Source organism: Lacipirellulaceae bacterium (assembly GCA_040218535.1).
GTDB lineage: Bacteria > Planctomycetota > Planctomycetia > Pirellulales > Lacipirellulaceae > Adhaeretor.
Genome location: JAVJRG010000005.1, coordinates 849,610 through 861,835, shown reverse-complemented (window position 1 = coordinate 861,835; position 12,226 = coordinate 849,610). Strand labels below are relative to the sequence as shown.

Annotated in this window: 10 protein-coding genes; 6 read left to right on the top strand and 4 right to left on the bottom strand. The window is 55.3% G+C overall.

Features of this window, described 5'->3' with window-relative positions:
* Positions 1 to 2: 2 nt before the first annotated feature.
* The 5 genes from RIB44_03665 (at position 3) to RIB44_03645 (ending at position 6,785) form a co-directional block, all read left to right on the top strand.
* Positions 3 to 1,310, top strand: coding sequence for an SUMF1/EgtB/PvdO family nonheme iron enzyme (locus tag RIB44_03665; GenBank protein ID MEQ8615671.1), 1,308 nt, complete (start codon positions 3 to 5; stop codon positions 1,308 to 1,310).
* 136 nt (positions 1,311 to 1,446) lie between these two features.
* Positions 1,447 to 2,286, top strand: coding sequence for a DUF547 domain-containing protein (locus RIB44_03660; GenBank protein ID MEQ8615670.1), 840 nt, complete (start codon positions 1,447 to 1,449; stop codon positions 2,284 to 2,286).
* 381 nt (positions 2,287 to 2,667) lie between these two features.
* Positions 2,668 to 3,528, top strand: a complete 861-nt coding sequence (locus tag RIB44_03655; protein ID MEQ8615669.1) for a glycosyltransferase family 2 protein — start codon at positions 2,668 to 2,670, stop codon at positions 3,526 to 3,528.
* The gene (locus RIB44_03650; protein MEQ8615668.1) at positions 3,525 to 5,213 is read left to right on the top strand and encodes a hypothetical protein; all 1,689 of its coding nucleotides are present in this window, start codon (positions 3,525 to 3,527) and stop codon (positions 5,211 to 5,213) included. The genes RIB44_03655 and RIB44_03650 overlap by 4 nt, the downstream gene beginning before the upstream one ends.
* 477 nt (positions 5,214 to 5,690) lie before the next feature.
* Positions 5,691 to 6,785, top strand: a complete 1,095-nt coding sequence (locus tag RIB44_03645; GenBank protein ID MEQ8615667.1) for a hypothetical protein — start codon at positions 5,691 to 5,693, stop codon at positions 6,783 to 6,785.
* Here the strand turns inward: RIB44_03645 and RIB44_03640 are convergent.
* The 4 genes from RIB44_03640 to corA form a co-directional block, all read right to left on the bottom strand.
* Positions 6,703 to 7,197 (bottom strand): hypothetical protein, encoded by a 495-nt coding sequence (locus RIB44_03640; protein MEQ8615666.1) that lies wholly within the window; start codon positions 7,195 to 7,197, stop codon positions 6,703 to 6,705. The genes RIB44_03645 and RIB44_03640 overlap by 83 nt on opposite strands.
* A 159-nt stretch (positions 7,198 to 7,356) precedes the next feature.
* Positions 7,357 to 8,067 (bottom strand): Crp/Fnr family transcriptional regulator, encoded by a 711-nt coding sequence (locus RIB44_03635; protein MEQ8615665.1) that lies wholly within the window; start codon positions 8,065 to 8,067, stop codon positions 7,357 to 7,359.
* Positions 8,068 to 8,215: 148 nt separating this feature from the next.
* Positions 8,216 to 9,550 (bottom strand): dihydroorotase, encoded by a 1,335-nt coding sequence (locus RIB44_03630; protein MEQ8615664.1) that lies wholly within the window; start codon positions 9,548 to 9,550, stop codon positions 8,216 to 8,218.
* Positions 9,543 to 10,733 (bottom strand): magnesium/cobalt transporter CorA, encoded by a 1,191-nt coding sequence (gene corA / locus RIB44_03625; protein ID MEQ8615663.1) that lies wholly within the window; start codon positions 10,731 to 10,733, stop codon positions 9,543 to 9,545. The genes RIB44_03630 and corA overlap by 8 nt, the downstream gene beginning before the upstream one ends.
* A gap of 137 nt (positions 10,734 to 10,870) precedes the next feature.
* On the opposite strand from corA, the gene RIB44_03620 reads away from it, so the two are divergent.
* A complete protein-coding gene (locus RIB44_03620; protein ID MEQ8615662.1) occupies positions 10,871 to 12,169 on the top strand; it encodes a hypothetical protein in 1,299 nt (432 codons plus the stop codon).
* Positions 12,170 to 12,226 lie beyond the last annotated feature (57 nt).

Genomic DNA, 12,226 nt, shown 5'->3' with positions numbered 1-12,226 from the left:
CGTTGGGTAACGAACCGGCAAACGCTAAAACGGATGAAGCCGAGCAGGTATCAGCGTCAAAAGAAAGCACCGAAGAAGTAGCCGTAACCACCGCTGAGACGGCTAACGATCAGCCAACAATCCTCGGGCTGCAGAAGACGAAACCTGCCGACGGCGTGTTCGTCGAGAGTGACCACGGGTACATGGTGCCTTATGTGGTCACCATTCCAGGTAGCGATGTGAAGTTCGAGATGGTCCCCATCCCTGGGGGAACCTTTTTGCTGGGTAGCTCCGAGTCGGAGGCGAACCGTGGCGATGACGAAGGGCCGCAGGTCGAAATCGAGGTTCCACCCTTCTGGATGGCTAAGACGGAAGTCACCTGGGCCGAGTATCGCCAATTCATGAGTCTTTACGACAAGTTTAAACAGGTAGCGACTCTTCGCACGCAACTGAAAACAGACAAGCAAGCGAAGAAGACGCTTGAGCGAACAAAGGCTTTGCAAGAGCTGGTCCAGTCCACGCCTGAAGAAGTCGATGCCGTAACAAGCCCTACTCCTTTGTATTATCCCGAGGTGACCTACGAGTCGGGCGAAGACCCCGACTTGCCCGCGGTTACCATGACCCCCTACGCAGCCAGACAGTACACCAAGTGGCTCAGCTTAGTTGCCGGTCAAACCTACCGCCTTCCCAGCGAGGTGGAATGGGAGTACGCCGCCCGTGCCGGCTCGACGAGTGCTTACTCCTTCGGCGATTCAGCCGAGGACATCGGAAGCTACGGTTGGTTCGTTGAAAACAGCGACGACCGCAGCCAGCCAGTTGGCAAGAAGAAAGCAAACCCCTGGGGCTTGCACGACATGCATGGCAACGTTGCCGAGATCGTGCTCGACGAATACGCTGCTGATACTTACGAGAAGCTAGCCAAGCTCGAAGGCGCAACTTCTCAACAAGCGATTCAATGGCCCGCGAAGCAATTTCCGCGAGTAGTCCGGGGCGGAAGTTGGCTCGACGACCCTGCCGCACTCCGTTCTGCCGCTCGCTTTTCCACGGACGACCTGGAGTGGAAGGCCTCCGATCCGAATCTTCCCCTCAGTCCGTGGTGGTACACCGAGATTTTCCCCGCGGGTGGTGTCGGTTTTCGTGTGATGCGACCCCTAGAGCCTCTCAGCAAAGAACTACAGAAGAAAGCATGGGAAATCGATGCTCCTGAGCTGCGTTTGGCCGTTGAAGCCCGATTGGAAGAGGGCCGCGGAGCCCTGGAAACAGTAGGACCAAAACTACCCCGGGCGCTTGGCCAGCTCGAAGATGCCGAAGTCCAGAAACTCTTGGACTAACCTCCCGAGCCGACAGGCGTTAGCCCGTCTTGAACTTCGTGAGCGATCTCACAGACGCCGTGAGGGCAAATTCCTAATATTCCGCGATCTCTTTCTTGATCCCTGGGAATTTGGCATGCTGAAATGGAAAAGATCGTTGCGACCTCTCCTCTATCTTAGTCTAGCGGCATTGTATTTCTTCACTGCCACATCGAGTGCTGCTGACCGCTGGACCGTTGGTCAAAAGCATCCGTCTGCTGAACTAGTTTCCGCCGACCAGATCGACCACACGGCGTGGGATCGCCTGCTTCGGAAGTACGTCGACAAGCAAGGCATGGTCAATTATCGCGGCTGGAAGCGTGATCTGCAGGATCAGCAGTTGCTTGATCTGTACTTGCAGACCCTTTCCCGTTGCAATCCTGGAGTACGAGCTACGAAACCTGCCAAGCTTGCCCTTTGGATCAACGCCTACAACGCGGTCACCGTGAAGGGAATCTTACGCGAATACCCGACCACATCGATCCGTAAACATACGGCCAAGCTCATTGGTTACAACATCTGGGAAGACCTGCTCCTCGTGGTGGGTAATAAGGCTTACTCGCTTGAAGACATCGAACACAAAGTGTTGCGGAAAATGGAAGAGCCCCGGATTCATTTTGCGATCGTCTGCGCTTCGATTGGCTGTCCTCCGTTGCTGAACGAAGCGTACACAGCGAAGAAACTGGAAGAACAGCTAGCAAGTAACTCACGCAGGTTCTTTGCCGACTCCGAAAAGTTTCAGTATGACGCGAGTTCACGTGTCCTACGTATTTCTCCCATTCTCGACTGGTTCGCCAAGGACTTCGGCGAAACACAACAAATGCGTCTGCAACTGCTATCGCCTTACTTCCCCGAAGACGCACAGCAAGTGGGCCAACTCCGGGACGTCCGCATTAGATATTTGCCCTACGACTGGGATTTGAACGAACAGAAACCAAAAGCTTCGGACAACAGGTAAGCTGTCTCACACAGTACCTAGCTTGGCTGGACGAAAACAAGCATAGATTCACTGAACACACAACCACGGGAAAGGATTTCCATGGCTACGATGAAACGGATTTCATTGGCGTTGACACTGCTGGCCGCAACAGTCGGAGGCTGTCGCACCCCAGGAGGCTGCCCGGGCGGACAATGCGGCGTAGGACAATGCTCAGGCGGTTCGTGCAGTACCGGTTCCTGCAGCGGTAGCTCTTGCAGTCTTCCGTCCTCGCCCCAGCGATCCGACTACCCGGGAGAATCCCTTGCTCCTTACAGCGGTTATTCCGAACCTGCGTCAGCGCCGTCTCCTGCGGGAAGTGGCACCAGATAACGATCCGCTTCGGACCGTAAGGAGTTGATCGTGTCGATTGCTTACCCTCGCATCACACGTTACGCTGCACGGTATCGGAGCAAGAACGAGTTGTCACTGCAATCTACTATCAGCACGCAAGACTACGCGAGCGTCGTGGTCGTCATACCAGCACTCAACGAGGAGCAATCCTTGCCTTTGGTGCTGCGCGACTTGCCCGCTGTTGGACGTGTGATCGTGGCCGACAATGGGTCGACTGATAAGACGGCGGAACGAGCACGCTCCGCGGGTGCCACGGTCACCCCTGAACCCCGCAGAGGCTACGGGTCGGCTTGCTTGGCAGGGCTGGCTGCTTTGGAGGAACTTATCTCCAGCGGCAAAATCGCTACGCCACAAGTCGTGGCATTCATTGATGCCGATTTCAGCGATCACCCTGAAGAACTACCCTTGTTGGTCGATCCCATCCTCAACGACGAGGCAGACCTGGTAATCGGCTCGCGTACCACAGGCCACCGAGAACCAGGCGCGTTGCCGCCGCAGAGCCGCTACGGAAACTGGCTTGCGTGTACGCTGATGCGGTTCTTGTTTGGCGTGCGCTACACCGACTTGGGGCCGTTTCGTGCTATTGGGTATCAAGCCCTCCGCCAACTTCAAACGGACGACGTCGGCTTTGGGTGGACCATCGAAATGCAGATCAAAGCGGCTCAAGCGAAGCTCCGTATCTCAGAAGTACCCGTTTCTTACCGCTGCCGAATTGGTCAGAGCAAGATTACTGGCACCCTAAAGGGCTGCCTGTTTGCAGGGGCAAAGATCCTGGTCACGATAGCGAAGTATGCGATGCCGAGGAGAACCTCGAAAGCCACAACCGGCCAATCCGATTCACTGGAAATTGCTGAGCGAACATCGTCATGAACGACGCTCCCGATCATCGGCAAACTTCAGCAGGCATTGCACAACGAGGTTCGCTCCTTCTCGTTCTCACGCTGATTAGCTGTGGCGGTTACTGGTGGCTCAATAGGCTCAGCCACTTCTATCGCCCCGAAGTTGAGGCCGATCAGCAGCCAACGCTCACCGTCATTGCACTGCTGGCTGGACTTTTTGCCGTCCACTGGATCGCACTCTGGATTGTGCTGCGTTTGCCCTCGGGCAGAAACCTTTGCTTGGGTATTCTCCTTTCGTCGGCGATCTTTCGTGCCATCGTCGTCCCCTCGACGCCGATCCTTGAGATCGACTATCACCGCTATATCTGGGACGGGGCTGTTTTGGCTGAGGGCGTGAGCCCTTATCGTTATGCCCCCGAAGTGGTGATTGACGCGGCTAAGCCACAATTGGACGTCAATGATGAAGTACTTGCGAGCCTCGTCAAGCTGAGCAGGAGTAGCGATTCACTTGATGCGAGCCTGCGGACCATTCACTACGAAGACCATACTTCCCCCTACCCCCTCGTTAGCCAAGTGGTCTTCGCGGCGGCGGCTTTGGTAACACCGGATAACTCTTCCGCTCTGCTGCGCGTCACGATCATGAAGGCGTTCCTGACAGCTTTTGACCTGGCGACGCTATTGCTAGTAATGGCTCTGCTGAAGTCCTGCGGTCGGCATCTCGGTTGGAGTCTCTGCTACGGTTGGTGTCCATTGATACTGAAGGAAATCGCCAACGGCGGGCACCTCGACTCGATTGCTATCTTCTTCTGCACAGCCGCTGTCTGGGCGCTAGTAGCTCAATGGCGTTTCAAAAATGAGAGTTCGGCTAACTCAGAGAACGAGCAAACGATTGTTTCAGCGATCTTGCTCGCTTTGGCAGTGGGCGCAAAGCTCTATCCGATTGTGCTCGCTCCCTTATTCGCAGCAGTGTGGCTACGACGCTTCAGCTGGGAACGGCTTTTTATCGGCATTGCAATCTGTGGTACCTTTTCTATTGCATTCCTTTCTCCCCAAATAGCATCTAAGCTCGACGCGTCGGTAGAATCCAAGGATGGCATCTCGGCTTTCCTTCGCCGCTGGGAGATGAACGACCTGCTGTTTATGGTCGTTCGCGAGAATCTAATGCCGCAAGCGATGATCGCCCCTGAGAAAACGCCCTGGTTCTCTTTCATTCCAGACTCGTGGTCGAACGAAATTCTCGATCAATACTGGCTGATCAAGCTGGGGAACGCCGGCAACCCACGGCCTAAGGAGAACGGCCCGCTCTCGTTCGAACTGGCTCGGCTCGTGACCGGCCTCGTGACGCTGACGATCGCTTGCGTGCTTGCCTGGCGCGCTGCACGGCCAAACGGTGAGAGGGAAAACGTGGTGCGAGCCGCCTTTCTCAGTATCGCCTGGTTCTGGTTGCTCTTCCCGGCTCAGAATCCTTGGTACTGGTGCTGGGCTATTCCGTTGCTCCCCTTCGCCCGCTATCGCGCCTGGCACGCTACCGCTGCGCTGGCGTTGCTGTACTATCTTCGTTTCTGGTTTGAAACTCACTATGCCGAATCTCGAGTGGCCCAAACGCCCTACAACGGCGAGTACTTTTTCTACTTTGTAGTGCCCTGGTTTGAGTTCGGGCCGCTTCTGATCGCTCTTTATATTAGCTGGTCGGTCAGTAGGCAGAAGAATCTCTAGGGAACGCCCTTCGTGGAGTTCCGTGTCCTGAGATAAAACTCGGAACTCCACGAAGGGCGTTCCCAACAGCAGCGTTTCGAGTGTATCCCAGCATACAGAACGCTCCGAATCGACCGCCTAGTATTGAAATAAGAGGGACGAGTGCCCTTTCGCCCTCCAGGTGCTATGGTCGACGGAGATCCCCAACCCCAACCCTGGTCTGCTGAAGTCCGCATAGCTTCGCAGGCCATACCGTCGGCCATAGCACTGTTTTTTGCTTGAAATCTAGCCGCTAGCACCCAGTGACTGCTGTCGCTCGCACAAGCCCGCCGCAGTAAACTCTCCAAGCCTCGATTCCTCCCTGAGAGCGTGCACTGACCGGTGAGTTTTCTTCCCGCTAGAACTGTTCAAGCAGTGTCACTAATACTGCTGTTTTCCGTGCTTGCGCCTCAGCTCGCTTTCTCCCAAAGCGCTACCCGCCCAACTACCTCTCGATCCGTGGCGCCGCCAGCAAGCCAACCCCAGGTCGCCGCCCCAAACCCTTTTCTTCCCAAGTCGTTCGTAAAACAACCCACTAGGCTCGCTTGCAAAGGTTACTGCGTCGTTTCGCTTGTGAAAGAGGGAACATGGGCAAAAGGGAATGAGCAATTTCAAGCCGTTTACGATGGGCAAACCTACCGCTTTTCCAGCTCTCGCAATCTGGCCATCTTCGCCGCAAGCCCTCAGAGGTACGCTCCCGTACTCGGCGGGGATTGCGTTGCTTCGCTCGCCGAAACCAACCAAAGAACTCATGGCAAATTGCAGAACGGAATCGTTTACGACAATCGGCTGTTCTTCTTCAAGACGCAAGAACAACTCGAACAATTCAACGCCGCTCCGAATGACTACCGCGATCTTGATTTAGCGGCGTCAGGAAACTGCCCAGTTACCTTGATCGATTCTCAGCAGGAATTGCAGGGCAATGAAAAGTCGGAGACCGTGCTGAACGGATGGCGTTTCCGTTTCGCTGGCACACACCAACGTAGAAAATTCCTCTCTGACGCAGTCCGTTACCAAAGATTGCTTGGCCTTCCATCGCCAACAACCCAAACGGATGAGGTACCCGACGCAGAGACTTCGAAAGAGACCGCTGTCCGCAGGATTCCCGCAGCCGCGACGCTAGTGGCTGAAGGATACTGCCTAGTCACTCTGCTCAATACCGGCGACTGGAGCCGTGGACGAGAAGATCACAGCATGATGCACCAAGGGCAGAAGTATCTCTTTGCCACCGATGAAGCGAAGACGATCTTTGCTGATAAGCCCGCGAAGTACGCTCCCGCATGCCTGGGGCTCTGCCCGGTCACGCTCAAGGAAAAGAGCCAGCGAACGGCGGGCAGCATCCATCACTTGGCAGAGTACCAAGGATTGCTCTACCTCCTCGCCGGGGAAAAAGAGAAGCAGCGATTCCTCGATTCGCCCGAGCGTTATCTTGCCGTCGCCGAAGAAGCGGTTCCGTCCCGTCCAACCGAACCTAATACCAGCGACGATCAGGAAAATCCGTACGAGTTGACCCGAAGGCCGTCGCTTGAAGGGCGATGGAGTACTCAGCGATAAGGTCACGGCTATCGTGGCTCTTGTGACTTAGAAGTCCCGGATACATTTCTGAGAACTTCCCACGACAGAGATGGCACCCGGCCAAGTGCTGCCGCATTTGCTCAAGCAACTCAGGACTAAGCGGCTCTCCTTCTGGAGGCAACTTCCCCTCCAAGTGAGCGCTATAGGCGACGAAGTTTGGCTTGCACTCCGCGCAGACGATTCCCCCGATCCGATGGCCACTTGGGAGCGATCGGACAAACAACGCCCCGCAAGCTAGCAGCACGACGCTGGCAATGGTCACGCCACGGAGGGTCTGCTTCCTTCGCTTCAAAGCGGTCAGGTCATGTGCCATCGTCACCAGCAACCCTGAGGGGCAACCCTCCCAGGGAGTTTCATTGCTGGCATCGCTATTACTTGGCTGGTTAGTCATCGTGAAACACCCTCTCACTTGGAGAAAAGCAAGCGTGCTGCCTCTCTAGTGCTTAACCCCAACGCTTGTAGTATCGTCTTTTCCTGAGATTCGCTCTGTAAAACAACCCACAATCTGGCATCTCGGCAGTACTTTTCTAAGTAGGCTTTTCTGCTTGAATCATGTGGCTGCGATGGCCGGCGAAGGCAAGTTCACACTCTCCGCCAGCCTAGCTAGCTCAGTGAGAATAATCTTCCTCCTGCCAAGCTGGATTTTTCCTTCGTTTTGCAATTCTCCAAGAACGACCGTCACCGTCTCGCGTGTGCTGCCGATGACGCTTGCCAGATCTTGGTGAGAAAGCTTGATCTTCAACTCGATGCCCTCAGCCGTTCGCTTGCCGTAGGCTTCAGCGAGTTCCAAGAGCAAATGGACGAGTCGCTCGCGATTCGATCGGAAAAGCAAGTACTTCAGCCGACGTTCCACTCGTTGGCGACGCAATCCGAATAGCTTGGTCACACCGAGTGACACTTCCGGGTTCTGGCTCATCAACTCCTGCATTACCTCTCGAGGAATCGCCACGATCGTCGACTTCTCGACCGTCTCCGCGTACTCCTCACGCTCCTCGCCCCCCATCAGCGATAATTCGCCGAAAAGCTCGCCCGGTTCGATAAACGCGAGAATGGTCTGCTTTCCTTCCTCCGTAAAGCTGCCGATCTTTACTCTCCCCCGAACCAGCAGCATCACGCCATCGGCATGATCAGCCGGCAAATAAATCGGCGTATTACGAGGGAAGTCCCGGGCACGACTGCGAAGCTCGACCTGTTGAAGTTGGTCGGGTCGTAAGCGCTGAAACAGATCGCACCGCTTCAGAAACCAAAGTCGTTCAGACATATCGTACTAGGCCGCAGGGAAGGATCGCATAGAGGTGCGGGCTTGATCAGTAAGAAGTCAATCTTACCCTTGCTATACGCTTAGGTGAACGGCAAAGGTCACGGCCAACGGGCCAAACGGAGCAAGGAATGCCCCAAGTGTTAGCTATCTAACCAACACTCGCCCAATAACCACCCCGAGCATGGTCGAAAGTCGCTTCGGTGCCTAGACGCGTCTCAATAACCTGCCCCTCACGAAAGACCTCATGCCCACCAACCCAAGTCCGCACAGGCCAGCCGGTAAGCGTCTCGCCATGCCATGCACTCCAACCGCACTTGGCAAGTTGCTCTTCGTTGCGGATTTCCGACGTTTTTTTTATATCCACCAGAACGAGATCCGCATCGTAGCCTTCAGCGATGCGTCCCTTATTGACGATGTCCCACACTAAAGCCGGCGCTTCGCACATCCAGTGGACAACTTGCTCCAGAGTACAATGGCCCTGATTCACTTGATTGAGCATCAGTGCCAGACTGTTCTCAACATTGGGCATTCCAGAAGGAGATTGCGGATACGACTGCTGCTTCTCTTCCCAAGTGTGGGGAGCATGGTCGGTCGCAACGACTTGGATTCGGCCATCCAACAAGGCCTCCCAAATCCGTCGGTTGTCGTCGGCGCTCTTGAGCGACGGGTTCATCTGAATGAGCGTTCCCAAACGCTCGTAATCGTCGGTGTTAAGGAACAAATGGTGCGGGCAGGCCTCGGCCGTGATCAAGTTGCCGTGGTCCGTAAACAGTTCCGTCTCGTCCCCCGTTGAGACGTGAAGCACATGGAACCGATGGTTATGACGCTTCGCTAGGTCGATCGCCCGCTGAGTGGCAATCATCGCCGCCTTCACATCGCGAATACGTGAATGATCAGCCACATCCGTTGTACCAGCGTACTTCTGCTTGTTGGCATTGACGGTCGATTCGTCTTCGCAGTGAGCGGTAATCGGAAGCGTTGTCTCCGCAAAGATTCGTTCCAGGGCATCCTGCTCATCGACCAACAGATCGCCCGTGCTCGAGCCAATAAAAATCTTGATCCCCGGCGTGTTGGTCGCCTTGGCAAGCTCACTGACATTCTCGGGCGTAGCTCCGATGTAAAAGCCGTAGTTCACCAGCGATTTCTGCGATGCCAGCTTGCGTTTTTCGTCCAGCAACGTCTGCGTCGTTGCGTTGGGAATCGTATTTGGCATTTCCAAGAAAGTTGTCACGCCACCTTTCGCGCAGGCGCGTGATGCGGTTCGCAAGTCCTCCTTGTGGGTGAGCCCCGGCTCGCGAAAATGCACCTGATCGTCAATCACGCCCGGCAACAAGTGCAATCCCGACGCGTCAATCACTTCATCCGCATTGGAGTGTTCCGCCGCATCGATCGCGGCGATTCTCCCTTCAGCCAGAAGTACAGAAGTGACGATCGTTTCCGTTGGTGTGACCACGGTTGCGTTGCGGATGAGCGTTCTAGTCATTTTTTGTTTCTTTCATTCCTTCGGTAACACCTCGTTCTGAGGCAGAGGCCGTTGGTGCGCTTAATGTTTCTCGCGAACGCCCGATCCAACCTTTGCCGCGAAAAAAGAAGAATTGCCCAATCGCTACCGCAGCCATGAGGCCCAACGCGAAAGGGTATCCCCATCGCCACTGGGTCTCTGGCATATTCGCACCAGAAACTTCGGGATTGAAATTCATCCCGTAGAGACCCGCAATGAATCCCAGCGGAATAAAGATCGTCGAGATGATCGTCAGCAGCCGCATCGTCTCGTTCATGCGGTTGCTCATCTCGGTCGAATAGTGATCGCGAACGTCGCTACATGCCTCGCGGTAACTGTCGAGTGAATCAAGGACCTGAACCACGTGATCGTGGCAGTCGCGGAAGTGGATCAATGCCTCTTCGCCGATCCAAGCTCGATACTTCTTCATGAGCGAATCAATGGCATCCCGTAGCGGCCAGACAATGCGTCGGAGTTGGCGGATGTCGTGCCGTGTGTCGTGAACCTCTCGGATCAGGTTGGGGTTCTCACCGTGATCGACCGAATCGTCCAGATCGTCTAGTTTGTCACTTAGTTTCTCGAGTGCCGGAAAGTAGAGGTCGATCGTCTCATCCAGCAGTGCATACAGCAAATAGTCCACACCCGACGACCGCGTTGTCCCGCCCTTTACTTCCAGCCGCTTTCGCAAGAACTCGAAGGGCGGGCAGGTCTTCTCTCGCCAACTGACAACGAATCCTTTCCCTGCGAAAAAGCTCACCTGAGAAGCCCGTAACTCTCTCTCGTAAATGATTGTATGAGCCACGGCAAACAGATGCTTCGGATACTCTTCCACCTTGGGGCGTTGGGGAACGTTGCCCATGTCCTCTAATGCCAGCGGGTGGAGTTCGAGAATCTCACCCACTTGCCGAATCAAGTCATGGTCCTTCAGCCCGACCGCGTCGACCCATAATACTGGATACTCACCGACCAGCTTCTCGATATCCGCCGGTCGGCAATCGGGATAGTCGACCATCTTGTTCGGGCCGTAGGCTGTCACCCGCAGCTTCGTCGGAGCTGCTTTCGCCGGCGAAACGATCGTTCCCGGTCGGGTGTGAGGCTTCGCATGATGCCGCAAGCGCCAGCGGCGGCGACGTTTTTTCTTCGTACCCGCTGCTTCTTTACTCATCTCAGGAAACCTTTTCGAGAAAAGTGGGTAACGCCCAAGCGACCTTTACGCTCACCAATGTAGCAGGCCCCATGTCACAGACAACGGCGCATGCCCACGACTCCCCAAACACTCTAGCAATTCAGGAGAACCAAGCCATGTCCCTCTGCACTGATCGCAAACTCCGCATGCAAGGCCTTGAACAACGCCAATTGATGGCCGGCGACGTCGCTGCCTACGTCCAAGATGGTACGCTCTACGTCGAAGGCGACAACGCCGACAATCAAGTCGTCGTCAACGATTGGCACGGTGGCAACAGCACGACGCTGCAGCTTACCGGTGAGAATGGAACACCCATTGATTCCGAGTTCACCTTCTTCAATCCCGAGGGCACCGGTACGCAAGAAGCTTTCGACAGCATTGTCTTCCGCATGGGCGGAGGCGGCGACAAGGTTCGCTTTGCCAACACGGGTGGAACTCAAAACTTTGACGGACATATCACGGTCGATATGGGCGCCAGCGGAGGGGCTGGAGACCGCTTCGAGATGGCTGGTTGGGATGTGGACCGTGGAATGAACGTCTACAACTCTGTCATCAGTGCCGACGTTTCCGACTCCAATATTGGTGGCTATCTAGGGATCAATGCCCTTTCGATTGACATTGATGAAGTGATGGTTGGTCAGACCGATGATGTCACTAATTACGGCACATTCCTCCATGGTGCAAACCAGATTGACGTCAATCTGCTGACGACCTCTGATCTTTCCATCAGCACTCATGATCTTCAGAACTCGCAATCTGAAACGAATTATGTTGATCTCAGAAGCGTGAACGTCGAGGGCGACGCACACTACCGTGGTAACATCGCCGCCGATCACCTCACGGTTAACAACATGTTTACTGGCGGTTCTTTCGATATCAAGACGTACAGTAACGTCAGCGCAGCAACCGAAGCGCAATCCGCTCGCGATGTCGTCGAGCTGAACAATCTGTGGATCGAGCAAGATCTGAAGGTTGACGCCGGCAGCAATAACCGCGGCGATATCTTCGAGCTGAGCAATTCAACGATCAATCGCGATGCACGCCTCGACGGTGGCAACGGCGGCAACCGCATGGATCTCGAAAATGTCGACGTAGGCCGCGACCTCCGCATGTATGGCGGCAGCAGTCGCGACACGATGACGCTCAAGAATGTCGATATCGACGACGACCTCTGGATGTACACCTACGCCGGTAACGACGACGTCACCATGACCGACGTCGATGCCGTCGACAACCTCTACGCCAATCTCGGCAGCGGTAGTGACGACCTCACGATCCTTGCCGGCTCGTCGGCTTACCGACTCTGGCTAGTCGGAGGCACCGGCAAAGGTGAGACCGACTCACTGACGCTCTCCAGTCGGACTTCATTCCAGACGAATGACGTGAGCGGGTTTGAGGACATCCTCGTCAAGTAACCAAACTAATTGACTCTCTCTCCCCGCAGGTCGGCTGAGCTCGCTCAGTCGGCCTGT

Excerpts from the sequence above, each read along its gene's own strand:
- RIB44_03630 (MEQ8615664.1), bottom strand. The coding sequence starts at position 9,550 with ATGACTAGAACGCTCATCCGCAACGCAACCGTGGTCACACCAACGGAA.
- RIB44_03620 (MEQ8615662.1), top strand. The coding sequence starts at position 10,871 with ATGTCCCTCTGCACTGATCGCAAACTCCGCATGCAAGGCCTTGAACAA.
- RIB44_03640 (MEQ8615666.1), bottom strand. The coding sequence starts at position 7,197 with ATGACTAACCAGCCAAGTAATAGCGATGCCAGCAATGAAACTCCCTGG.
- RIB44_03650 (MEQ8615668.1), top strand. The coding sequence starts at position 3,525 with ATGAACGACGCTCCCGATCATCGGCAAACTTCAGCAGGCATTGCACAA.
- RIB44_03635 (MEQ8615665.1), bottom strand. The coding sequence starts at position 8,067 with ATGTCTGAACGACTTTGGTTTCTGAAGCGGTGCGATCTGTTTCAGCGC.
- corA (MEQ8615663.1), bottom strand. The coding sequence starts at position 10,733 with ATGAGTAAAGAAGCAGCGGGTACGAAGAAAAAACGTCGCCGCCGCTGG.